Source organism: Paenalicyclobacillus macrosporangiidus, from assembly GCF_900116805.1.
Lineage (GTDB): Bacteria > Bacillota > Bacilli > Alicyclobacillales > Alicyclobacillaceae > Alicyclobacillus_H > Alicyclobacillus_H macrosporangiidus.
This window is the reverse complement of record NZ_FPBV01000005.1, coordinates 23,697-45,753: the sequence shown is the minus strand read 5'-3', so window position 1 is coordinate 45,753 and position 22,057 is coordinate 23,697. Positions and strand designations below refer to the sequence as shown.

The 22,057-nt window shown below is 65.0% G+C and carries 24 protein-coding genes, 1 pseudogene and 1 riboswitch; of the genes and pseudogenes, 3 read left to right on the top strand and 22 right to left on the bottom strand.

The window, feature by feature from the left end; translation table 11 throughout:
- The first annotated feature begins 1 nt into the window (after position 1).
- Positions 2–970, top strand: coding sequence for a patatin-like phospholipase family protein (locus BM357_RS05785; protein WP_074950565.1), 969 nt, complete (start codon positions 2–4; stop codon positions 968–970).
- A gap of 21 nt (positions 971–991) precedes the next feature.
- Positions 992–1,153, top strand: coding sequence for a hypothetical protein (locus BM357_RS19735; protein WP_175511459.1), 162 nt, complete (start codon positions 992–994; stop codon positions 1,151–1,153).
- Between the two features lie 37 nt (positions 1,154–1,190).
- Here BM357_RS19735 and aspD read toward each other — a convergent pair whose 3' ends face one another.
- From aspD to BM357_RS05735, 10 genes are all read right to left on the bottom strand, one after another.
- Entirely contained in the window at positions 1,191–2,921 is a 1,731-nt protein-coding gene (gene aspD / locus BM357_RS05780; RefSeq protein WP_245783861.1) for an aspartate 4-decarboxylase, read from the bottom strand.
- Positions 2,918–3,562 (bottom strand): TerC family protein, encoded by a 645-nt coding sequence (locus tag BM357_RS05775; protein WP_074950563.1) that lies wholly within the window; start codon positions 3,560–3,562, stop codon positions 2,918–2,920. Before BM357_RS05775 ends, aspD begins: the two co-directional genes overlap by 4 nt.
- 51 nt (positions 3,563–3,613) lie before the next feature.
- Positions 3,614–3,678: riboswitch (Fluoride riboswitch) on the bottom strand.
- Positions 3,679–3,725: 47 nt separating this feature from the next.
- Positions 3,726–4,004, bottom strand: a complete 279-nt coding sequence (locus tag BM357_RS05770; RefSeq protein ID WP_074950561.1) for a hypothetical protein — start codon at positions 4,002–4,004, stop codon at positions 3,726–3,728.
- Positions 3,985–4,464 (bottom strand): 23S rRNA (pseudouridine(1915)-N(3))-methyltransferase RlmH, encoded by a 480-nt coding sequence (locus tag BM357_RS05765; protein WP_074950559.1) that lies wholly within the window; start codon positions 4,462–4,464, stop codon positions 3,985–3,987. Before BM357_RS05765 ends, BM357_RS05770 begins: the two co-directional genes overlap by 20 nt.
- Positions 4,465–4,473: 9 nt before the next feature.
- Positions 4,474–5,751 (bottom strand): S1C family serine protease, encoded by a 1,278-nt coding sequence (locus BM357_RS05760; RefSeq protein ID WP_074950557.1) that lies wholly within the window; start codon positions 5,749–5,751, stop codon positions 4,474–4,476.
- 98 nt (positions 5,752–5,849) lie between these two features.
- Positions 5,850–6,647: an MBL fold metallo-hydrolase gene (locus BM357_RS05755; protein WP_245783860.1), complete on the bottom strand. Its 798-nt coding sequence runs from the start codon at positions 6,645–6,647 to the stop codon at positions 5,850–5,852.
- A 28-nt stretch (positions 6,648–6,675) separates the two neighbouring features.
- Positions 6,676–7,551 carry a two-component system regulatory protein YycI gene (yycI, locus tag BM357_RS05750; protein ID WP_074950553.1) on the bottom strand — a complete coding sequence of 292 codons (876 nt, stop codon included), beginning with the start codon at positions 7,549–7,551 and terminating at the stop codon, positions 6,676–6,678.
- Positions 7,548–8,831 carry a two-component system activity regulator YycH gene (gene yycH, locus BM357_RS05745; RefSeq protein ID WP_074950551.1) on the bottom strand — a complete coding sequence of 428 codons (1,284 nt, stop codon included), beginning with the start codon at positions 8,829–8,831 and terminating at the stop codon, positions 7,548–7,550. The genes yycI and yycH overlap by 4 nt, the downstream gene beginning before the upstream one ends.
- On the bottom strand, positions 8,828–10,564 hold the full coding sequence (locus tag BM357_RS05740) for an ATP-binding protein (RefSeq protein ID WP_245783859.1): 1,737 nt from the start codon (positions 10,562–10,564) through the stop codon (positions 8,828–8,830). Before BM357_RS05740 ends, yycH begins: the two co-directional genes overlap by 4 nt.
- Positions 10,565–10,571: 7 nt before the next feature.
- A complete protein-coding gene (locus BM357_RS05735) occupies positions 10,572–11,315 on the bottom strand; it encodes a response regulator (protein WP_074950549.1) in 744 nt (247 codons plus the stop codon).
- 49 nt (positions 11,316–11,364) lie between these two features.
- Here BM357_RS05735 and BM357_RS05730 point away from each other — a divergent pair, with 49 nt between their 5' ends.
- Positions 11,365–11,733, top strand: a complete 369-nt coding sequence (locus tag BM357_RS05730) for a hypothetical protein (RefSeq protein ID WP_074950547.1) — start codon at positions 11,365–11,367, stop codon at positions 11,731–11,733.
- Between the two features lie 2 nt (positions 11,734–11,735).
- Here the strand turns inward: BM357_RS05730 and BM357_RS05725 are convergent, their stop codons facing one another.
- From BM357_RS05725 to BM357_RS05670, 12 genes and pseudogenes are all read right to left on the bottom strand, one after another.
- On the bottom strand, positions 11,736–12,197 hold the full coding sequence (locus BM357_RS05725; RefSeq protein WP_074950546.1) for a hypothetical protein: 462 nt from the start codon (positions 12,195–12,197) through the stop codon (positions 11,736–11,738).
- On the bottom strand, positions 12,194–13,591 hold the full coding sequence (gene dnaB, locus BM357_RS05720) for a replicative DNA helicase (RefSeq protein ID WP_083430250.1): 1,398 nt from the start codon (positions 13,589–13,591) through the stop codon (positions 12,194–12,196). Before dnaB ends, BM357_RS05725 begins: the two co-directional genes overlap by 4 nt.
- Before the next feature lie 55 nt (positions 13,592–13,646).
- On the bottom strand, positions 13,647–14,093 hold the full coding sequence (gene rplI / locus BM357_RS05715; protein ID WP_074950544.1) for a 50S ribosomal protein L9: 447 nt from the start codon (positions 14,091–14,093) through the stop codon (positions 13,647–13,649).
- A 21-nt stretch (positions 14,094–14,114) separates the two neighbouring features.
- Complete coding sequence (locus BM357_RS05710; protein WP_074950542.1) at positions 14,115–15,023, bottom strand: DUF2232 domain-containing protein; 909 nt, start codon at positions 15,021–15,023, stop codon at positions 14,115–14,117.
- Positions 15,024–15,037: 14 nt separating this feature from the next.
- Positions 15,038–15,340: a MazG-like family protein gene (locus BM357_RS05705; protein WP_074950540.1), complete on the bottom strand. Its 303-nt coding sequence runs from the start codon at positions 15,338–15,340 to the stop codon at positions 15,038–15,040.
- Between the two features lie 205 nt (positions 15,341–15,545).
- Positions 15,546–15,776 (bottom strand): 30S ribosomal protein S18, encoded by a 231-nt coding sequence (rpsR, locus tag BM357_RS05700; RefSeq protein ID WP_029422190.1) that lies wholly within the window; start codon positions 15,774–15,776, stop codon positions 15,546–15,548.
- Between the two features lie 50 nt (positions 15,777–15,826).
- Positions 15,827–16,303: a single-stranded DNA-binding protein gene (locus BM357_RS05695; RefSeq protein WP_074950537.1), complete on the bottom strand. Its 477-nt coding sequence runs from the start codon at positions 16,301–16,303 to the stop codon at positions 15,827–15,829.
- Positions 16,304–16,324: 21 nt separating this feature from the next.
- Positions 16,325–16,612 carry a 30S ribosomal protein S6 gene (gene rpsF / locus BM357_RS05690; RefSeq protein WP_074950535.1) on the bottom strand — a complete coding sequence of 96 codons (288 nt, stop codon included), beginning with the start codon at positions 16,610–16,612 and terminating at the stop codon, positions 16,325–16,327.
- Positions 16,613–16,753: 141 nt separating this feature from the next.
- A complete protein-coding gene (ychF, locus tag BM357_RS05685; RefSeq protein WP_074950533.1) occupies positions 16,754–17,854 on the bottom strand; it encodes a redox-regulated ATPase YchF in 1,101 nt (366 codons plus the stop codon).
- 437 nt (positions 17,855–18,291) lie between these two features.
- A pseudogene (gene solA / locus BM357_RS05680) lies at positions 18,292–19,527 on the bottom strand (N-methyl-L-tryptophan oxidase).
- A 270-nt stretch (positions 19,528–19,797) separates the two neighbouring features.
- Positions 19,798–21,786 (bottom strand): molybdopterin-containing oxidoreductase family protein, encoded by a 1,989-nt coding sequence (locus BM357_RS05675; protein ID WP_074950531.1) that lies wholly within the window; start codon positions 21,784–21,786, stop codon positions 19,798–19,800.
- Positions 21,783–21,992, bottom strand: a complete 210-nt coding sequence (locus BM357_RS05670; RefSeq protein WP_029422181.1) for a DUF951 domain-containing protein — start codon at positions 21,990–21,992, stop codon at positions 21,783–21,785. The genes BM357_RS05675 and BM357_RS05670 overlap by 4 nt, the downstream gene beginning before the upstream one ends.
- Positions 21,993–22,057 lie beyond the last annotated feature (65 nt).

Genomic DNA, 22,057 nt, shown 5'->3' with positions numbered 1-22,057 from the left:
CATGGATGGAAAGTGGATGAACACCGCGCATGACATTGCAAAACCGGCCGCCCGGCGGCCCTGCGTCGGCCTCGCCCTGTGCGGGGGAGAGCTGTTGGCCACCGTGCACGTCGGCGTCCTGCAGGCGCTGCACGACATGGGCGTCCAGCCCGACCTGGTGGCGGGCACCAGCGCAGGCGCCTTGGTGACGGCCCTGTACGCGCACGGGTACAGCCCCGGAGCCTGCCTGCGCCTGGCGGCCCGCTTCCCCGGGATCCGCCTCTTCGATTACGCCTTTCCCATCACGCGCAGCGCCTGCCACGCCGTGCTTCGGCGCGTGCGGCCCGATCCCGATTGGATCGCACCCGGTCTCTTCCACGGGCGGCGGCTGCAGCGGTGGTTGGCAGAATTGCTCCGGGATCGCACCCCGCGCATGCCCTTTGCCGTGGTGGCGGCGGATCTGGTCAGCGCGGAGCCCGTCGTCTTCAGCACCCACCCCGCGCTGTGCCAGTCGGGCGTCGCCGTTCGGCCGCCCCACCTCGACCTCGCCCTGCTCGCAAGCTGCGCCATCCCGGGCGTCGTCACGCCGGTGCGCATCGCGGACTGGGTGTTGGCCGACGGCGGCCTTCGCGATCTCATCCCGGTCCGCGTCCTCCGCCAGGCGGGCTGCGACCGCATCCTCGCGGTCAACCTGCACCGCCTCCCCCCCGGCTGGCGGCCGGATTCCGTGTTCCGCGTCCTGCGCCGCTCCGTGGAGGTGATGCTGCAGGAGTCGGTGGATGCCGATCTGGCGGGCGAGGATGTCCTGCCCCTGCAGCCCGCCTTTGGCCCGGCCACGTGGTGGTCCAAACGAGGACTGCTGGCCAACGCCGCCATGGCGCGGGCCGACGTGTGGGCGCATCGGGATGAGATTCGGGCGTTTCTGGCGGCGTCCGCATGGATTCCCCGAGGGGCTCCGCCAAGGAATAACTTCCCAGCGAGCGGGTCATAACAGGAGGTGGAGGTGGCCCGTGTGAACGATGCACAGCGTGCGGCGAACCGTGGATTCAAGCCTGCGTCGCTCCGCCCCGACCTGGTGGAGCGCATCCGCGAATGGGAACGTCAACTGAGTGCGGAGACGGCCGGGGAGATTGTGCTCGTGGCGTACGACCACGAGAACCGGAACCGCACCTAGGACACGGACGGGCGCCCGCCACGGGCGCCCGTGCGCTTCAGATGAAAGCAAACTCTCCCGCGTCGCGCCACTCGGCGACGAACTCCTCCAGCACCTGGTGTAGCGCCCGGCCGATGGTGCGATACGCGCCGTCGTCCAGGTTGGCCAAGGAGACGCGCACCGACCAGCGCGGTCCGTAAAATCCCCCGCCCGGCAGCAGAACGATGGCCGAGCGCTCGGCGAGCCGACAAAGCACCTCCTGGGGCAGGTGACGTGAGGTCAGGTACTGCGTGAACGCCCGCCCGTAGTGGCGGTTCGACCACTCCTCCAGGTCGAACTCCGTGTAGTAGTCCGCGTCCAGCGGCAGCATCGGCTCCGGCATCCCCAGCCCCTCGTACAAGAGGCGCATGCGCCGTCTGCAGATGGCCTGGGTCTGACGCTTGTATGTGTCGTCCTCGTCCAGGAGCGCGAAGACCGCCATCAGCGCCATCTGCACCTGCTGAGGCGTCGACAGCCCCGCTGTGTGACGAAGAGCCACCTGGCGACTATCGGCCACCAGGCGATCGACGAAGCGAAGCTCGTCCACACACGGCGTCAAGGAAGCGTACCGCGCAGCCAGTTCACGTCGGACCTCCTCCGGATGCGTGCGGAGAAGGCGGTCGAACACATTGTCCCGATGCACGGCGATCACCCCCAGGCGCCAGCCGGTGACCCCGAAATACTTCGACAGCGAGTACACCACCGCGGTGTTGTGCGGCAGCACGGCGAGCAGCGAGCGGAACCCATTGACGAATGTGGCGTACACGTCGTCGGTGATCATCATCAGGTTCGGGCGATGCTCGTGCACCAGCTTCACGACCTGGCGAACCGTCTCTGGCGCCATGGCCACCGACGGCGGATTGCTCGGGTTGACGAGGAAGAACGCCTTGACCGAGGGATCGGCCAGTTTCTCCACTTCTTCCGGCGGGTACTGCCAGGTGTGGAGTCCTTCCTCGTCCCTGCCCGTGGCGCGGACCTCCACCACATCAAAGTGATAGCGACGGAGTTGCGGGATCTCGACGTACGGCGGGAAGATCGGTACTCCGACCGCCACCCGGTCCCCCCGCCTGAGCAGCCGGTTGGCCACCAGAGTGTCAAACAGGTAGCACATGGCGGCCGTCCCGCCCTCGGTCGCGAAGAGATCGAACGGCCCGCAACCTTCGTCCCCCTGGCAGAGCTCCTGGATGAGGTACTGGTGCATCACCCGTTCCACCAAGGGCAAGATGCGGCCCGGGGTCGGGTAGTTGTCCCCGACAATCCCGTCGACGAGCTCATACAACCATTCCTCCTCCGAAAATCCGCAGCGGTCCACACCCCACTGCACGATTCGACGCAGCAGCTCGACCCCGGGTGTGTCCCTGTGTGCAGCGGCGAACGCCTTAAAGCGCGCCCCCATCCCGTCGCAGCGGGGTTTGCCCGCCAGATCCCCCTCGTTGCAGACGCGCCGGCACTCCGTCATGGCGAACTGTCCGAGTGCAAAAAACGCCTCGCGTGGTGCAGCGGCCACCCAGTTCGGGTTGCCCCGCCCGGCGTCCAGCATCACCCGCATGCTCTTGCGCTCGTATTCCCGCGCCAGTTGAATCAGTTGGTCCTTCAGTTCAAACGGACTGATGTCCGGCTCCGCCCGAACCTGACCGGGCCCGGCCGGTACCTTCGGTTCCTGGGTGCGCTCCATCCCCACCGCCTCCTTGAATTCCTTGTCATCCTCCATGATGGGCGGCGGCAGGGATTGTATGCGCCAAGATTTCATCCAACCGAGCGCCCCGCCGCCCACCACCGCCACAGGACCCCGATGGCGAGAATGACCGACGCCACGGCCGCCCGCTCGGCCAGCAGCGGCAGGTCCTGCGCCATCAGGTGCCAACGGATATCCGGCAGAATGAGCCCCGCGGCGGCCCAGGCCATCATGCCTGCGCCGAGGACGAGGATCCACCGGTGCCGCTCACATTGGGCCGACAGAAACAGGGCGGTCACGATGAACAACGGGAGGGTCGCGACGGAGAAGAAGACCAGCCACAAGGATTGCCCTTTCCACTCCGCACCCAACCAGATCATGTTGTCGAGATTGCCGACCACCGTGTAGAGGAGAACGCGCCAGACCTGACCCCACGCGGAACGGCCGCGTGCAGAGGACGGCATCATCGCCAGTGTCCGTGCACACATCCAGATCAGCATCAGGGTCACACCGATGCGAAACGCGGGCTGCTCCAGCAGGTGGCCCACGCCGATGGCCAGCAGGATCTGCACCATGGCGAGCGCCATCCCCGCCGCGGTGATGATGACGGGTTTTTGCCGCTCCGGCGTCCAGGGCACAATCATGCCGGCCAGCAGCGCGTTGTCGATGGCCACCACGGAGCTGACCAGCGCGAGCGAAATCAGTTGGCTGTCCATCGGCCACCTCCACAATGAGACTCCCCCCGGCGGATGACCATGGCGGCGCGCCGCCGGGCAGGAGTCATCAGTCTGTCTGGCAGACGGTTGTGGCGAGCCTCATCGCCGATTCGCGTGGATCTTGTTACACGGTATGCGTGCGCGGGACGAGGTATGTCGTGCGTCACGGACCTGCGTCGGGCGTCCCCGGCGACACGGCGGGCACGGCCGCCTGGTCCGGGGATTCGGACGCGGGTTTCCCGGGAAAGAAGAACGTCTGGGCGATGAAGGTGGGAATGAGCGCGCTGAGGATGGCGACCGTGACCAGGGCGGTGTCCTGCGCCTCGGTGATGATGGGGTGGTTCAATCCGTACAAGGACGCAATGGTCCCGAAGGTGGACTCCACGGTCACCGGAGGCACCGTGACGCCCCGGACGCCCGGATCACTTGTGATACGGAGCACCTGAGGCAATCCGGATGCCGCGGTAGATCTGTTCCAATACCATGATACGCGCCAGTTGATGCGGAAATGTCGCGGGACCGAAACTCCATCTCAAATCCGCGCGGGCCAGCAGGCGCGGATGCAGCCCGTAGGAACCGCCGACGATGAACACGAGCCGCCCGAAACCGGATTGCAGCAGGCGCGTGTACTCGCCGCTCCACTGCTCCGACGACAGCATCCGGCCGGCGATGTCCAGCACCACCAATCCGTCCCTGTCCCGAAGGTGCCGTTCCAAGCGCGACGCCTCGCGATCCAGCGCGGCCAGCCGCTGCGCGTCGCTGGCCGAATCGGGAGCGGGTTCATCCTCGACCTCGCGGATCTCCAATTGGACCGTTCCCGAAAGGCGCTTGGCGTACTCCGCCTGCGCCTCCCGCCAATACCGCTCTTTCAGCCGGCCGACGGCCAGGAGGATGAGCTGCATGGCCGCCCCTCAGTCCCCAAATGGATTGGGCAGCCCGAACGGGGTCTCTGCGACGGCACCGCGCCCGTCCTCGCCCGCCGCGCTGCTGTTCTGGGACGGCATCTCCCCCAACTGCACCGTCAGGTCCAGCTGGCGGCTGCCGCGGTACACCCGCAGCGTCACCTTGTCCCCCGGCTTCTTCTGAAAGAGATGGGTCCGCAGGTCGGCCATGTTCTTCACGGTCTTGCCGTCTATCCCGACGATCACGTCTTGCGGCTGCAACCCGGCCTGCTTCGCGCCCGCGCCGCTGACGCTGCGCACGAACACCCCGTAGTCGACGGGCACATCGGGCCACCACTGTTGAGGAAGCGAGGACAGGGAATAGCCGCTGATCCCCAAGGCCGGATGGGACGCGTGCCCCGTCTTCATGATCTCCTGGGCGGTGGCGCGCACCGCGTTGGCGGGAATCGCAAAGCCCATCCCTTCGAAGTTCGGCGCCACAATCTTGCTGCTGTTGATCCCGATGACGTCCCCGTGGATGTTGACCAGCGGGCCGCCACTGTTGCCCGGGTTGATGGCGGCATCCGTCTGAATCACCGCTTGATAGTCGAGCGTCTGGTGCGTCTGCGGCTCTTCCACGGGCATGATGCGCTGTTTCGCGCTCACGATGCCGGCGGTGACGGTATCCGCGAAATCCAGCCCCATCGGCGTCCCGATGGCGATGGCCGGTTCCCCGACCTCCACCTCATCGGAGTTCGCGAACTGAGCGGGCTGCACGTTCTGGAACGGCGCCAGCGGCACACGCAGCACGGCCAGGTCCGTGTACGGGTCGGTGCCGACGACGTTGGCCAGCACGTGTTTGCCTTGCTCCAGCACCGCCTCCACCTTCGCCGCCCCTTCGACGACGTGATTGTTCGTGACGATGAAGCCGTACTGAGCGTCCTTGTGAAACAGCACGCCCGTGCCGACACCAGTGGCTTCCAATTTCGACGTCTGCGTGAAAAAGTCGGACACGCGCGCGTAGTTGACCACACCGACGACCGCCGGCTCGACCCTCTTGACCGCCTCGGTGATGCCATCGGCCACCGACACGCTGACCGAAGTCACGGTTTGCCCGACGGGGCTGGGGGCCGGTTCCCGTGACACCGCTGGAACCGCCGGCTGATCCAGGCCCGTGCGCGCCAACGCAGGCAGGGCGGCGAGCGTCGCACCGGCACCGGCCATTGCGGAGACCACCACGGTGGCCACCCACCGCAGGGCGCCTTGGGCACGGGGTTTCCCGGGGGTGTCGGGGTTGTAGTATCCCATTCGCCTCGACCGTCCTTTCTGTGTCAGGTGTAGCATTGCCAGATCCCGGCACCCGTATGCCGGAGGCGGCAGACCGTCCACCTGGCGCTCAGACACCGTCACAGCGCGGTCAACGGAGTCGGCTGGGTCCGGCTCGTTCGGTGCAGACGGACCAGTTCGCCGTACAAGGGACGGCATTCTTTCAGAATGGTGTGGACCGTGAGTTCCGCCAGATCGGGCAGGTTGTTCTCTTCGCTGAGGTGGGCCAGATACACGTCGATGGCACTGTCCCCGACGATGTCCGCCAACGCCACGGCCGCGTCCTCGTTGGACAGGTGGCCTTTGTCCCCGAGGATGCGCCGCTTGAGATGCCAGGGATAGCGCCCGGTGCGCAGCATCTCGACGTCGTGGTTGGCCTCCCAGACGTACGTCTGGCATCCCTGGACAACGGATTTGATGGCGTCGCTCACGTAACCGAGGTCGGTCAGCACGGTCAGCGCGGACCCGCCCGCGTCAAACCGGTATGCCACCGGCTCCTCGGCGTCGTGCGAGACGGCGAAAGGCGTCACTCGAATGTCCCCGATGGTGAAGGGCTCCCCTGCCCTCACGGTGTGGTGCCGTTCCGCCGGCATGTGATCCGCCACCGCGCGGGCCACGTGATGCCAGGTGCCCTCCGTGGCGTACACGCGCGCCTCCGTCTGTTTGACCACCTGCGGAAAGCCGCGAATGTGATCGACATGCTCGTGCGTCAGCAGCAGCGCGTCGAGGTCGTGGAAGACATCGGCGCCCGCCGCCCGCATGCGATCCCGGATCTGCCGGGCGCTGATTCCTGCGTCGAGCAGGAGGCGCGTGGTCTCGCTTTGTATGTATACGGCGTTGCCAGAACTGCCGCTGGCCAGAATGCTGAACTGCAACACGGCGTCCTCCCGTAAACGCGGGCGAAGCCTACGATTCCGCGGCGACCTCGCCCGTAAATGCGTTGATATAGTAGGTGTGATGGATGGTGACGACTCGCCAGACCGGGAACCAGTAGTTGGGCGCCGGCATCTCCTGCGCGCCCGCCGGCGATTTGGGGACCTTGTGCACATACCCCAGAGTTACACTCAGAATTTTATTATCCGTGCCGCTGGTCGATTTGTCCACCGCGCTGGCCAGACTGTCCAACGCGTCCATCGCGCTGATGGTCGGCTTGGCGTCCCCCACGGGGCTGATGCCCGTCAGCCATGTCTGCGTAAATCCGGTGGCGCGGCCCGCGGCGACATCCACTTGCACCTGTGCGTCGAACACCGGGAAGCCCGCCGCGGTCTGCACGAACACGCGGACGCCATTCGCGGAACCGCCCGTTTTCCCGGCCGCGCTGGCCGGGGTATGCCCGGCGTCCGGCTGGTACTGTCCAGCCTGCCACACGCCCGGCAGGTTGGACAAGCCTTGGTCTGAAATCGGCACGGGAGTGGCGTAATGGACCTGCCATTGCCCTTGGCCGAGGGTACGGATCTCCCCTTGGGTGCCGCGTACCACCCCGGCCTGCTTATCCACCTGCAGCGAATTCGACTGTGGGAACGCCGCCTGCCCGAGATCCGCCAGGGGGACGCTGCCGAATTCCGCCCGGACGAACGCCATGTTGGGGTGTTCCGAGGGAACATTGGTGTCCAAGATGAACCCGTGCTCGGACAGGATGGTCTTCGTGTTGGCCAGCCGGTCGGAGGCGGAGGCCACATAGCCCAGCATCTCCCGCCGGCTCTCATACACCTGCCAGCCGAGGAACAGATCCAGCAACAGAAACGCCGCCAACAGCCAGTTTTTCGCCACTTCCCAGTTCATTGCGCACCCATCCCCTGCAGCACCCGCCCGTTCACCGCATCAATCACCCACAGGGACAGCCCGCTCTGGGTGACGAAGAAAGCCGGCACAAGCCGCGCCTCTCCGCCCGTGGCGGAGGACAGCGCGTAGCCGAGCCGCACCTCCAAGGTATCCACGGGCGTCGTCGGCATCAGATTGCGCAACACCTTTTCCAGCCTGTCCGCCCCCATGGTGGTCACCGTCCCCTCGGGTTTCGGGGTGTCCAGATTCGCCAGCGGCCGCCGGTAAGAGACGACGCGTCCGCCCTGCAACTCCAGTTCGCTGGCCTCCCGGTCCGTGAGAACCGGAAACCCGTCCACATAAGGGTGCATCTGGTAGACGTCGGTCTCCCCCGCCGTATCGCTGCCGTCGATCATGCAGAACGGTTCGGCACCGCCGTGGCCGCGAACATACTGCAGGACCATCGAGACGTCCTGAATGTCCCCGTCCGCCTGCGGTGGCGAGTTCGGATCGGTGTACGAGAGTGTGTTGTTCCCTTGGTCCCACCACACCACCCGGCTGCCGTCGGTCCACAACACCGTGTGGCGATCTTCGTCAATTCGGGTGAGCGCCATGGGATTGACGAAAAACGAGTGCACCAGCGGGATGGTCTGCGCCGGTTGCCAGCGGACGCTGAACGTGCGCATGTGCTCCCCGGCGCGGGGGACGTAGCTGCCCGCCGCGTCGTTCCAGACCACCCACTCGTCCCCTGCCACCGCCGCCTCCAGGTCCTTCTGGAAGGCTGCGGGATCGACATCCGTGTCCGCTCCGTACACGCTCGATCCACTCGCCAACAACAGCCGGACCGGTTTTCCGGAAGGCGGGGTGTAGAAGGTCACCGTCTGCGCCGCACCGAGCATGCCCAGGCTGCTGAGCCCGGGCATCCAATGGGACAGGATACGAAACGGCAGCGCGGTCCCGAACTCGACGCGCGCAGCCAGGCCGCTGGTCTGGGGCGCAGCGGAGAGCGGGTGCAGATTCTCCACGCGCACGGAGCGAAGCAGTTGCTGCCAGTGCGTGTACGCGGCGCTGCCGGGGACGAAGACCGAGACCCGTTCGGGCTTGGGGGTCATGAGGACCCAGCGGACGGGGGACAGCGCCGTCTCCAGACGGGGATCGTCCGCGTTCGTCAGGGTATCCCCCTCGCTGTACGCGACCTCGCTCGTCTGCTGCCAACGCCCGCTCCACAACAGATAGCTGAGGACCATGCTCAGGGCCACCAACACCGCCAGCAAGGCGGTTTTCAACCTCGATCCGGTCACAAGCATCCCCCCTCCTCCAGCGGGAGGGACACCACCACGGTGGTGCCTTCACCGACGCGGCTGTCAATTCGAATCCTGCCGCCGTGCCGCTCCGCGATCTCGCGCGCCAGCGCCAAGCCGAGCCCCGTGCCCCCCCGGCGCCGGGAACGGGCCTTGTCCACGCGGTAAAACCGTTCAAAGACGTGCGGCAGGTCCTCCGCCGGAATGCCGATGCCGGTGTCCGCGACCGTGACCCGCAGACACCCACCGTCCCGTTCGGCGCACACGGTCACCCTTCCGCCGCTCGGGGTGTATTGCAGGGCGTTGCTGACCAAATTGTCGAGCAGCCTGTCCAGCAGATCCGCGTCTCCCCACAGGCAGCCGCGCGCGCGGGCCTCCACCTGAAGCTGGACGCCCTGGGACTGGGCTGATAAGGCGAAGCGCCGCTCGGCGCGGTCCAGCCACTGGACGATATCGACCTGCACCTCCTGGTACGAGCGTTCCCCCGACTCCAGGCCCGACAGTTGCAGCAGGTCCTCGGTCAACCGGACCATGCGGTCCGCCTCATGCTCCACCACGTGCAAAAACTGTTCCCGCGTCTCGGGATCCTGCTCGCTCATCAACAGCGCCTCCACGTACGACTTGATGGTCGTCAAAGGCGTCCTCAGCTCGTGCGACACGTTCGCCACGAAATCGCGCCGCGCCCGCTGCAGTTTCTCCTCGCGGGTGACGTCGCGAATGAGCGCCACGTAACCGTCGATGGCGCCGTGCCGGCGGATGGCGGTCACATGCACATGGATGAGGGCATCGTCAAACTCCCGAATGTACGTCCGCTCGCCCGCCCCCTCGGGCAACGGACCGGGAATGCCCAGCAGCTCGGCTACATCCTGCTTGGCCACCCCGGACAGCAGGCGTTGCGCGGCGTCATTTTCGAACAATGGCTTCAGGTGGGCGTCAAAGGCGACGACTCCGTCTCCCATGTACTTGAGGATGGCCTGCAGGCGATCCCGTTCGCGGGCGTTCGCCGCGATGGCGTCCTCCAGCTTCTCCGTCAGGTCGTTGATGGCCGCCGCCAGGTCCCCGATCTCATCGTCGCTCTTCACGTCCAAGCGCTGGCTGTAATCGCCGGATGCCAGCTTACGCGCCTGGCGGGTGACCGCCACCACGTGACCGGTCAACGTGCGCGAGAGCGCGATGCCGAGCAGAGCGGTGAGGACGAGGACCAGGACACTCGAAGTGTAGTAGATGGTCGTCACTTGGCGGATGGTGTCATAGGTCGATTGGATGGGCACGACGTTTTCCACGATGCCCATGAACTGTCGCTGCCGAAACACGGGCACCGCGACGGCGAGGAGGTGCTGTTGAGTCAAGGGATCGAACCGAATGGCCGTGGTGGTCTTCCGTTCGACCAGCGCCTGGGTGGCCACGGAATCCACGCGTTTCTGCCCAATGAGCGCGCTCCCGGCGGTGGTGTCCTTGACCACGCCCTGCGGATCGAGGACGTACACCGCCCCGTTGAACAGGCGCGGCAGCGAGCCGAGCACGGACGGGGCGTCACCCGGCTTGCGATCCTGGGCGTCGAGCTCCGGCGCGACGATGGTGGCGGTGAGCTGGGCCTGGTTCTGGACGGCCTCCGTGTTGGTCCGGATCAGGGACGCCGTCAGGGTGCGCACGAAATACGCCCCGATGAGCTCCAGCGCGAACAGGATCAGGAGCACGAAGAGGACCACCAGCTTCGTTCGGATGCTGTGCACAATACCGCTACCGCGTGGCAAAGTACCCCACACCCCGCCTGGTCAACACGTACACCGGGTTGCTCGGATCATCCTCGAGCTTTTCGCGCAGGCGCCGGATCGTCACGTCGACGGTGCGCTCGTCGCCGCCATACGCACTGCCCCACACCTGACGCAACAGCTGTTCGCGCGTGAAGACCACGCCGGGATGGGAGGCGAGGAAGGAGAACAGTTCGAACTCCCTGTGCGTCAGCGGGATGATGCGTCCCCGCTTGGAGACGGTGTACGTGTCGAGATCGATGATCACGTCGCGGACCTGCAGGGAACCTCGCGCCCCGTCCGGTTGGGCCACCTCCTCCAGCGCGGTGCGCCGCAGATTGGCCTTGATGCGCGCGAGCAATTCCCGCGTGCTGAACGGTTTGGTGACGTAGTCGTCCGCACCGAGTTCCAGTCCGAGCACCTTGTCGACTTCCGCATTGCGGGCGGTCAGCATGATGACGGGGGCGGTGCTGAACGACCGAATCTCGCGGCAGACCTCAAACCCGTCCTTTTCGGGCAGCATCACGTCCAGCAGGACCAGGTGCGGGTTGAGCCGACGCGCCAACCGCACCGCCTCCACCCCGTCGAAGGCGGTGTGCACCTGGTACCCCTCCCGTTCCAAGGCGTATTTGAGAATGTTCGCAATCGGCTCCTCGTCTTCCACCACGAGGATGGTGGCCACGGCGCATCCCTCCCCTTCCGCGCTCCCCTTCCGCGCGCCTGGCGGTGGCATGAGCGAGCGTGTGATCGTCCACACTAGGGACCAAGCCGGAGGTGGTCACATGGCGGAACGTACCGTGTTGTCCTCGTTTTACAGTGAAGCGGACGCCAAGCGGGCGGAACAGCAGATCCGGTCCCTCGGCATCGAGGTGACGCAGGTGTCCGAACTGCACGCGTATCCCGGCGACAGGCCGGACGTGCGCGCGTTTCCTGTCAGTGGCAAGATTCCGGGTCTGGCGTCCCTGACGCTGAACACCGACCCGTCTTCACGCGACGCCAGCGTGCTGTTGGCCACCGATCCCGCGGCCAGCGGCATGACGGACGGCGCCGGCAACGTCACCGGGCGAAACTTCCTGCTGACGGTGGTCTGCCCGGAGGCGCAGGTGGAACCGGTCGTGGGCATCATCCAAGATTGCGGAGGCTATACCTGAGATCACGGCGATTTTTCGACCCACACAATCTCCGGATGCACCACGACGTCCTGATACCGGCCGAGTTGGGCGATCATCCGCTGCCACGGGTTGGCTTCCCACAAATCCGGCTCGGACGCCGGCGGGCCATAGGCGCCCAAGTCAAACAGGGGCGGGCCAAACCACCACGGTTTGACCGTGACGTACGCCCTGACCCCGGTGAGCACCCCCTGCTGCGCGTAATCCGGGATGTCGTAGACGAGGGCAAACTTCGCCCAGAACGCCGTTGCGGCCAGGCCTGCGAACACCATGCCTGTACGCGTCCAGAAGCGCAGGCTGAGCAGCGTTCGCAGCAGACGCAGGCGCCGGAGCCGGGCCCGGCGCCGTTTGCGGCGCCGCCTCCGCTCACGGGCCAATCGCTCCTGATGGCGCCGGCGGTTCCCGTCGGGGCGGATGACCGGCAACTCGCTGGATACGCCGGTCATCCTGCATCATGCACTCTTTCCAGGTTCACGAATTTGTTGAAGTTCTTCAAGAAGACCAGTTCCACTTTGCCCGTCGGGCCGTTCCGCTGCTTGCCAATCAGGACCTCCACCACGTTCTTCTTCTCCGTCTCCGGATCATAATAGTCGTCTCGATAGAGAAACGCGACCACGTCCGCGTCCTGTTCGATGCTGCCCGACTCACGGATGTCCGACAGCATCGGCCGCTTGTCCTGGCGCTGCTCGACCGACCGGCTCAGCTGGGCGAGCGCCATCACCGGCACGTCCAACTCCCGGGCCAACTGTTTGAGGGAACGGGAGATGTCCGAGATCTCCTGCTGGCGGTTCTCCGATGCCATGCGCCTGCCGTGGATCAGCTGAAGGTAGTCGATCACGATGAACGACAGGCCCACCTCCGCCTTCAACCTGCGCAGCTTGCTGCGCATCTCCGCGACGGTGATGCCGGGCGTATCGTCGATGTAAATCGGTGCATTGCTGAGCGTGCTGACGGCCATCGACAACTTCGGCCAATCGTCGGCGTCGAGCGTCCCGTTGCGCAACTTGTGCCCGTCGATGAAGGCCTCCGCGCACAGCATCCGCTGAACCAACTGTTCCTTCGACATCTCGAGGCTGAAGATGGCCACCGGCAACCCCGCCCGGACGGCCACGTTCTGCGCGATGTTGAGCGCGAACGCCGTCTTTCCGACCGACGGCCGGGCCGCGACGATGATGAGATCCGAACGCTGCAACCCGCTCGTCATCCGGTCCAGTTCGCTGTATCCGGTGGGCACACCGGTCAGCTTCCCTTCGCTCTCGTACAGTTGCTCGATTTTCTCGAAGGTCGCCTCGAGGACCTCGGAGATGTGGGTGAAATCTCGGACGCGCTGATTTTGTGCCAACTGCAGGATGATCCGCTCCGCCTCCGCCAACACCTCGGCCGCAGCCACATCGGCGCTGTATGCCAACTGCGCGATCTCGCCCGCCGCCTGAATCACCCGCCGGAGCGTCGCCTTCTCCCGGACGATGGAAGCGTAGTGCTGGACGTGCAGCGCGGTCGGCATCGCTGCTGCCAGATTCGCCACGTACTCGGCGCCGCCGACGCTCTCCAACGCGCCGTCTGCGGCCTGCAGCGCGGCTGTGGTGGTGATGACGTCCACCGGCTGCCCCTGCTCGTACAGATCCGCCATGGCCTGGAAGATCACCTGATGCGGCCTGCGGTAGAAGTCATCGGCCGTTAGAAGCTCCGTCGCCAGCGCCACCGCGTCGGGCGAGATCAACATGGCGCCGAGCACCGCCTGCTCCGCCTCGATGTGTTGGGGCGGAAGCCGGAACTCCGCCCCCGGTGCGGAACCCCAATCCGGCTTCACGTCCTCCCGCAATGTTCCCTGCGCTTCCATGATGGAAGCCACCTGCCTCCCGTCTTCTTCCACGGCTTCTTCGGTTGCAGGCGCCTCAGGGCGACTGCTCGACGAACACGGTGACGGTCGCGGTCACCTCAGGATGGAGTTTGATGGACACGCGGTACCCGCCGAGCGCCTTGATGGGTTCGGGCATTTGGATTTTGCGGCGATCCAGGTCGAATCCCAGTTTCGCCAGCGCCTCACCGATGTGTTTCGTCGTCACGGCGCCGAACAGACGCCCGCCTTCTCCGGCCTGCGCCCGGATGGACACCTTGAGATTGTTGAGTTGTTCCGCGAGCCGGCGGGCGGTGGCCAACTCTTGAGCCTCCTTGCGCGCCTTCGCGTCCTGCTGGGCCTTCAGTTGGTGAAGATTGGCGTCGTTCGCCTCCACCGCCAGCTTGCGCGGAAAGAGGAAGTTGCGCGCGTAGCCTTCCGACACGTTGACGATGTCGCCCTTTTTCCCATGGCCTTTCACGTCGGCCATCAGGATGACCTTCACAAGACCCCCTCCTCTCGACTGTCAACCCAGCCTCCGCCGGGAATGATTCATCACGTCAATCACGCCGAGCACGATGTAGATGCTGCTCACGGGCCGCAACAGCGATCCGGCCAGCATCAACACCAGCCACAGGTGCTGGCCCGTCCGCCCACGCACGCGGCGCCAGAGAAACGCAACCCCCTGGACGCCGAGAAAAAAGCCCGCCAAAAACGCGGCATTGTTGACCAACTGCCACCCGAACGGGATCTCCTTTGGCCAGCCCAACAGCACGGCGGCCAGCGCCAGCACGTAGACCAGAACGACCGAGCTCGGCAACCGCACTGCGGACAACAGCGGTTTCGGCGCGATCCGGTGGCGAAGCAGCCAGCGGGCCGCGACCAGATTCACGCCGGCCAACAGCACGGAGACGACGCTGATAACCGAGGGGAACATCAGGCGGATCCACTGCGCCACGTCGGCCGCCAACGTCCGCACCGCCGCGTCGTCGAGCCCCATCATCCCCTGCTGTTGGCGAAGAGAATCCTCCAGGTCGTGCACCAATGCGTCGAAGATGTCGATGCCGCTCCAACGAATGAGCGCCAGCACCACCAGCTCCATCATGATGAACACCAGCGCCCCGGTGATGATGGCGGCAAACGGGGACTCGACCGTGCGCATGGACTCGGCCATCACATAGGAGACGAACCCCACGCCGAGCGCCATGAAGACGCCCGCCAGGCCCATACCGCCAGCCCACAGCGCCAACGCGACAATGCCCGTCAGCACCATGGCCGCCCGCCTGTGGCCGAGCCGCCAGAAGACAATCAAGGGAACCGGCAAGAGCCAGGCTGTCAACAATGTGAACGGCGGCACCAGGGTCATCCCCAGGAGGACGAAAAAAACCACCGCGGCCGTCCTGGCCTCGCGGCTGAATTGCCCGCCTTCGTTCATCCACTCACCTCGAGCTACTTGAAGCTCAGGTACCTCTGTACGTGTTCGAAACCGGCCGCGTGGTCCGGGTCTTCTCCCAGCGCACGGGGCAATGTGGTGCATGCGGCGCGGTCGATGCCCGCCAGGTCCACACCCAACTGTTGGCCGAGCAAATACGCGACGGCGACGACCCCGCCCAGCGATTCGGCGATCTCCCGCTCATTGCCGCTCTGGATGACGCGGAACACCTCCGCCACCTGGTACACCAACGCCGTCTTCGCCGTCTCGATGGAACGCAGCTTCCGGGCGATCCGCATGGGTCCATCCGCCTGCGGCATCGCGCAGCCCCCCTTTCGCCAGGCGCCGCCGCGCCGCTCGCTGTGCTGTCTGATGATATTCCACGCCTGCCGGAAAGAATCCTGCCCCAGGGTATGGCAAAAAGCGAGAGACCCCCGTCTCCCGCTTTTTGCCCGTCACCGCCCCGCCGCCGGGGCAGATTCCGCATGCTGTTCGCGCATCCCGGCCGGAGATGCCGGCCGGCGGTCACTCGGTCGTGTAGGCGAGCAACGCCATCTGGCGCGCACGCTTGATGGCCACCGTCACCTGACGCTGATGGCGCGCGCAGTTTCCGGAGATGCGCCGCGGAATGATCTTGCCGCGGTCCGTGAGAAACTTGCTCAGGCGCGCGACGTCCTTGTAGTCGGCCTGATCGATCTTCTCCACACAGAACTGGCAGACCTTGCGACGCTTGCCGCCACGTCCTTTGCGAGGCATGTCCATCCCTCCTCGTCGTATGCTGAAAACCGGCAGTATCGCGGAAAGGGTCAGAACGGCAAATCGTCATCGGAGATGTCGATCATCTGACTGTCATCCGCGAATGGATCGTCCTCAAAACGAGGGGCAGGTGCCCGCCGAGATTCGGGTGCGGCAGCCGGCGCCGGACGCGCCGCCGGAGCTGTCGGTCCTGCAGATGCGCTCTGGTCACCCCGGTCCAAGAAGCGGACCGTCTCCGCCACCACTTCCGCGACGCGGACCTTCTGGCCTTCGCGGTTTTCATAGGTGCGGATCTGCAAGCGGCCATCCACCGCCGCCAGACGGCCCTTGTGCAAATACTGGGCGCACAGTTCAGCCTGTTTCTGCCAGACGACGATGTTGATAAAATCCGTCTCGCGTTCCCCGGCCTGGTTCGGACGCGGGCGATCGACCGCCAATCCAAACGACGCCACCGCAGTCCCAGAATTGGTGTAGCGCAACTCCGGATCCTGCGTCAGCCTGCCGATGAGTACCACCCGATTCAACATGGGCACTCCCCCCAGACGGTTCTATTCGCCTACGCGCACGGTGAGATACCGAAGCACGTTGTCATCGATTCTCATCATGCGTTCCAGCTCGCGGGTAAAATCCGTGTTGGCGTTGTACTGCATCAACACGTAATAGCCTTCGCGATGGTGATTGATCTCGTAGGCCAGACGCCGCTTTCCGATCTCCTGGAGCTGGGTGATCTCACCGCCGTGCTCGGTCACGGCCGCTTGGTACTTCGCGACCAACTCCGCAGTCTTCTCCGGTTCAAGGTCCGGCTTGAGGAGATACATCGTCTCATACTGGCGCATTCCGGTCACCTCCTTTTGGTCTGAGGCCCTGCTTCTGGCAGAGCAAGGGGTGCGCATGTCTGATAAAAACATGCCAAGTACTGATGTTACCATGAAGCGCCCGGATGCACAAGAGACGCGCGCCATCACGCGGCGGTACGCTCACACGTTGAAGCGAAAGTGCATCACGTCGCCATCGCGGACCACATAGTCTTTGCCTTCCAACCGCACCTTTCCTGCCTCCCGCGCGGCCGCGTAAGAGCCTGCGGCGACCAGGTCTTCATAGCTGATGACCTCAGCTCGGATGAAGCCGCGCTCAAAATCCGAGTGTATGACGCCGGCAGCCTGCGGGGCTTTTGTCCCCTGGCGGATGGTCCACGCGCGCACCTCCGGCTCCCCTGCGGTGAAGTAGGTGATGAGTCCGAGCAGTCGGTACGCGGAACGGATGAGCCGGTCGAGGCCAGACTCATGCAGGCCGAGGTCGCGCAGGAACGCCTCGCGATCCTCTCCTTCCAATTCAGCGATCTCCGCCTCCAGTTGAGCGCTGATGACGACGACCTCCGCCCCTTCCGCCGCCGCCTTGGCGCGGACCGCCTGCACATGCGGATTCCCGTCGGGGTCCGCTGCGGAAGCCTCGTCCACATTGGCAGCATACAACACCGGTTTGGTCGTCAACAGGTGCAGGTCGCGCAGGAGCTCCCGGGCCTCCTCAGGGAGCGCCACGCTGCGCGCTGGGCGACCGGATTCGAGGGCCGCCTGCAGGGACTCCAGCGCGTCCACCTCGATCGCAAACCGCTTCTCGCCCGACTTCATGTTGCGCCGTGCCTTTTCCAGCCGCCTTTGCACAGACTCAAGATCGGCGAGGATCAGTTCGAGATCGATGACCTCGATATCCCGAGCGGGATCGACGGAACCGCTGACGTGCGTGATGTCGTCATCCTCGAAGCAGCGCACGACGTGAACAATGGCGTCGACTTCCCGGATGTGGCCGAGAAACTGGTTCCCCAACCCCTCGCCTTTGCTGGCACCGGCCACCAGTCCCGCGATGTCGACGAATTCGAAGGTGGTGGGTACGATTCGACGCGGATGGACGATGGCGGCGAGCCCTTGCAACCGTTCGTCCGGCACCTCCACCACACCGACATTTGGATCTATCGTACAAAATGGATAATTCGCCGCTTCCGCGCCCGCACGGGTAATGGCGTTGAACAACGTGGACTTGCCGACATTCGGCAGACCCACGATCCCAGCCTGCAGTGGCATGTGGACACCTCTCTCCATGTGCTTGCGGCCTCATTATAGTGGAACGTGCGACCGAGCAACAATGACGTTCAGAAAGAAAACGTGTGATTTTGCAAGCGCCGTCCATCTTGGCGCGACCCTCGGGCCGCTCCCGGACGATTCGCCGTCAGACCCGCGTCTTCCGGCGTGGATAGTTTGACGCGTTTATGGCACACTAAAATCGGTTCCCGAATGTGAACGAGGAGGTGTACCCGATGCTCAAGCGACTGATGCGCAAACTCAAGGTGCGCAAACTGTCGACCAAGGCGCTGGCCATCGAACTGATGCCGCATCAGAAGTCTTCCCACCTTGCGATGTCCGCGTAAGAAAAACGGCGCGGCATGCAGCCGCGGCCGTGCATGATTGTGCCACTCGGCATTATGGATCTCATCCCTAAACCAGCCCGTCCCGGGCTTTTTTTATTGGCTGTCGGACGCCCAGCGGCTGGCGCGGAAAGGGGAGAGATCATACGGGATCTCCTCGTGTTCCACCATGCGGGCCAATATGTCTCCCATCACGATGGCGAACTTGAACCCGTGACCTGAAAATCCCGCACCCACCGCGACATGTGCATACTCTGGATGCGTGTCCACCACGAAGTGTTCATCCGGAGTCATCGTGTACAGGCACACGCTGCCGCGCTGAAACTCGTTGGCGTACGGCAGGAAGCGCCCGAGGAAATCGCGCAGCACCTGTTGATCCTGCGGGCGGGCGTGAAAATTCCGGTTGACGGATTCCATGTCGCACGGCTCTCCGCCATCGTGCCGGCCCACCTTCACGCCTTCTCCAAAATCAGGAAACCCGTAGTACGTCCCTTCGTCGGTCTCCACCAAATAGCCCGGGAACCCGTCCGCTCGGTAATACGGCGCATCTGACGGGCCGCGATGGGAGCAGCGAAACCAGGCCACCGTCTTGCGAATCGGCTGCACGGGGATGCGCCACTCCGGAAACCACCGTCTCAGGAACGTGCCCGCGCCGGCCCCAAGGGTGATGACGAGATTCTCCGCTACCAACCGGCGCCCTTCCCACTCCAAGACCACTTCACCAGGTCGCACCTGCAACTCCCGAACCGGACCACCGATGAGCAACGTGGCTCCCTGCCTGAGGGATGCCGCCTTCAGCGCCTCCAGACAGCGCTCGCTGAACAACACGCCCCCGAGCGGGTCAAACAACGCCGCATATTCATCCGGCAGGCGCAGGCCCGGCCAACGCTCCGCTGCCTCGGCGGCCGTCAACCAGTGGTGCGGGATCTAGTACCGGATCAGGCTCTCGCGCACCCCGCGCAGCAGGTTCGCATCCGGTCGAGCCGCGTTCAGTACCCCGGTCTGGGCGAACAACGGCAACGCCCCGCGACCGGACTCCGAAGACGTACGGGCCTCCAGCTCCAACCACATTTGCCGCGCGTCCTGCAACAGCGGAACGTATGCATCTCCTTCCGCATACGCCATCCGAAACAGGCGCGTCTCTCCGTGATGGCTGCCAAACGTATGCGGTGGCATGTGCCGATCCAACAGCGCCACCTTCCGCCCCCGCCGGGACAGAGCATAGGCTGTGGCGAGTCCCATGCTGCCGGCCCCCAGGATCACCGTGTCAATACGGAAACTCCCGTCAACGTGAACCCCCGTCGTCCAGGATTCTTGGGTCTTTTGTGCCATTGTCCTCCCCCTGCCTTTCGAAGCCGCGCCCGGCTCACTCGTGCCCACAGTGCGAGAGATGACATCATCGCCTGTTCCCGCTCTCTGTGTCTCTCGGACGCCATGCGGGTCCAACATCAGGATATCGCCACTTCCCCATGACATCTTAACCTTCCGACTTCTTTCTCGCCCATACACCCTGATCTCACTCAGCGCCGGGATGATGAAGCGCATCCCAAGCCGGGGATGGCGGCACCGCAAGCGCCGGCCATCCCCGCTCACGCCGTCTCTTCAGGCTCCCGCCGGGCCAGATAAAGGAGCGATGCTGCACACACAGTCGTATTGAGCGGTCTGACGGCCAAAATCAGCCTCGTGGGCCTTGGTCAGGTGGTTGATGGTGATGCCCTGCCCCCACCATCCGGAATCCAGCCGGATGGTGCCGGGGTGGCCGCCCGGCCTCACCTTCACCCGCACCACCAATTCGGCCTGGTCGTTCCAGATTCGCGCCAACTGTCCATCCTGCAAACCTTCGCGGTCAGCGATCTCCGGCGGCAATTCGGCGACCGGGTGCTCGGGAAGACGGGGAGCATCCCGGTGCTGAGAGTTTTGCGACAGCCGGGGATGAATGGTCAACAGGGAGTACGCCTGCGCCGAGGGCGTCTCCTGCCTCGGGATGTAGACCGCGTGACCTGGGTGGCCCTCCGCGACTGCCGTGGCCGAGAAGAATTCATACTTGCCGCTCGGCGTGAGGAAGCGCCGGTCCGCCCATGGCACCTCTGGCACAGGCAAGCGGACCGTCCCCTCCTCGCGAAGCCGCTCCAGGGTGACTCCGTGTTTCTCCGCGGGGGCCAGGGCCAGCCGAAACCATTCGTCAATCGGTTTCCGCATCTGGTCTCCAAACCCGAGCCTGTCCGCCAGTCGCGCGAAGATCTCCCAGTCTGGCAGGACGTCTCCCTGCGGCGCCACAACCCGATGCATGTAGGTGACGTACCCGTGCCACATGGAGGAGTACACCAAATCCTCATCCTCCAGGGCGTGCGTGCAGGGCAGGAAATAATCGGCCATTTCCGCTGTCCTCGTCAGAAACTGATCCACCACCACCTTGCACGGGATGGTGGCGTACGCCTTTTCCAAGGCCGCTGTGTCCGGCACTTGCGTCAAGGGGTTGGTCCGTGTGACGAACAGCATCCGAATGGGCGGGTCGGCCGACAGGATTTCCTGTGCCTGCGTCCCGCGCGAAAATTCTCGAACCCGTGCGCGGCTGCGGCCGGTCATGGCGTCCACGTCGAAGAACTGCGACATCGCCCGGTTGGCATACTGCACACCGCCGCCAGGCAACCCAATCTGGCCCGTGGCCGCGCACAGGGCGTCGATGGCCCGGATGGTGTTGCCTCCACCGGGATAGCGCTGCATGCCGAGGCCCAACAGGGTGGACACGGGGCGGGTCTGACCGTAGAACGCGGCCAACGCGCGGATGGTCTCCGCCGGAACGTCCGTCATGGCCGCGACCGTCGGGAGATCGAACGCGTCCAACGAAGCCGCCAAGCGCTCCCATCCGACGCTGTGTTCGGACAAAAACTCGACATCCAGCCAACCTTCATCACGGCAGACGCGGAGCGCGCCGAGCGCCAACGCCCCGTCGCTCCCTGGCCGCGGATGGACCAACAGATCCGCCCGGGTGTCGAGGTCGGTGGGCAGCGGATTGACGACGGCCAGCCGCGCCCCCTTCGCCAACGTCCGTTTGAGGAACGGCATCATGTGAATGTTCGTGACGCTGACGTTGCGCCCCCACACGACCACCGCCGCGGCATTCTCCAGGTCCTCCGGCGCGTTGCTGCGCGCCTGCCCGAAGTCGTACCGCTGCGCCTCGATCCCCGCTTCCCAGCACAGGCTGCCCACCGTCTCCGTGCATCCGCCGAGCAGGTAAAAGAACCGCTGGTTCAGGTTCTTGAGCAGCGTTCCCGAGCCCCAGTCATACGCGTGCAGGATGGCGTGGTGGCCGTGATGGTCCAGGGTGTCCCGGATGCGATCCGCAATCTCGTCCAGGGCCTGCTCCCACGTCACCCGCTCCCAGCGGCCATTCACTTTCTTCAGCGGCTGGCGCACGCGATGCGGCGCGTACAGTCGCTCGTGCAACCGGCGCCCTTTCGTACAGAGGAATCCTCGCGTGATGGGGTGATCCGGATCCCCGTCCAGGCGCACCACGCGCCCGTCCTCCACTTCCGCGAGAATGCTGCAGGTGTCCCAACAGTCCAGCGGGCAAGCCGTTTTCACCTTCATGTCGTCGTCCCTCCCGTCTCCGGCCGGGCCAGGACTTTGCGGACCAGCCGTTCAAACCGGCTGCGCGGGATCAACACGCTGTGTCCGCAGCGGGCACATTTGACCCGGATATCCATGCCCATGCGGATGACGACCCACTCATTGGCACCGCACGCATGGGGTTTCTTGAGTTGCACGGTATCTCCCAACTGAAACGGGATGGTCACTGTGGACGCCCTCCTTCCGTCTCACGGGCGGCGGTGCCCACGCCACTCCCCGCGGACATCGGGTT

Bases quoted from the DNA above. Each gene is read 5' to 3' on its own strand.
- BM357_RS05695 (WP_074950537.1), bottom strand. From the start codon at position 16,303: ATGTTGAATCGGGTGGTACTCATCGGCAGGCTGACGCAGGATCCGGAG.
- rpsR (WP_029422190.1), bottom strand. From the start codon at position 15,776: ATGCCTCGCAAAGGACGTGGCGGCAAGCGTCGCAAGGTCTGCCAGTTC.
- BM357_RS05705 (WP_074950540.1), bottom strand. From the start codon at position 15,340: ATGCCGCAGGCGGATGGACCCATGCGGATCGCCCGGAAGCTGCGTTCC.
- aspD (WP_245783861.1), bottom strand. From the start codon at position 2,921: ATGAAATCTTGGCGCATACAATCCCTGCCGCCGCCCATCATGGAGGAT.
- BM357_RS05725 (WP_074950546.1), bottom strand. From the start codon at position 12,197: ATGACCGGCGTATCCAGCGAGTTGCCGGTCATCCGCCCCGACGGGAAC.
- BM357_RS05735 (WP_074950549.1), bottom strand. From the start codon at position 11,315: ATGCCACCGCCAGGCGCGCGGAAGGGGAGCGCGGAAGGGGAGGGATGC.
- ychF (WP_074950533.1), bottom strand. From the start codon at position 17,854: ATGCCACTGCAGGCTGGGATCGTGGGTCTGCCGAATGTCGGCAAGTCC.
- dnaB (WP_083430250.1), bottom strand. From the start codon at position 13,591: ATGGAAGCGCAGGGAACATTGCGGGAGGACGTGAAGCCGGATTGGGGT.
- BM357_RS05775 (WP_074950563.1), bottom strand. From the start codon at position 3,562: ATGGACAGCCAACTGATTTCGCTCGCGCTGGTCAGCTCCGTGGTGGCC.
- BM357_RS05710 (WP_074950542.1), bottom strand. From the start codon at position 15,023: ATGAACGAAGGCGGGCAATTCAGCCGCGAGGCCAGGACGGCCGCGGTG.
- BM357_RS05675 (WP_074950531.1), bottom strand. From the start codon at position 21,786: ATGAAGGTGAAAACGGCTTGCCCGCTGGACTGTTGGGACACCTGCAGC.
- BM357_RS05730 (WP_074950547.1), top strand. From the start codon at position 11,365: ATGGCGGAACGTACCGTGTTGTCCTCGTTTTACAGTGAAGCGGACGCC.
- rpsF (WP_074950535.1), bottom strand. From the start codon at position 16,612: ATGCGCCAGTATGAGACGATGTATCTCCTCAAGCCGGACCTTGAACCG.
- BM357_RS05765 (WP_074950559.1), bottom strand. From the start codon at position 4,464: ATGCAGCTCATCCTCCTGGCCGTCGGCCGGCTGAAAGAGCGGTATTGG.
- BM357_RS05785 (WP_074950565.1), top strand. From the start codon at position 2: ATGGATGGAAAGTGGATGAACACCGCGCATGACATTGCAAAACCGGCC.
- yycI (WP_074950553.1), bottom strand. From the start codon at position 7,551: ATGAACTGGGAAGTGGCGAAAAACTGGCTGTTGGCGGCGTTTCTGTTG.
- BM357_RS05760 (WP_074950557.1), bottom strand. From the start codon at position 5,751: ATGGGATACTACAACCCCGACACCCCCGGGAAACCCCGTGCCCAAGGC.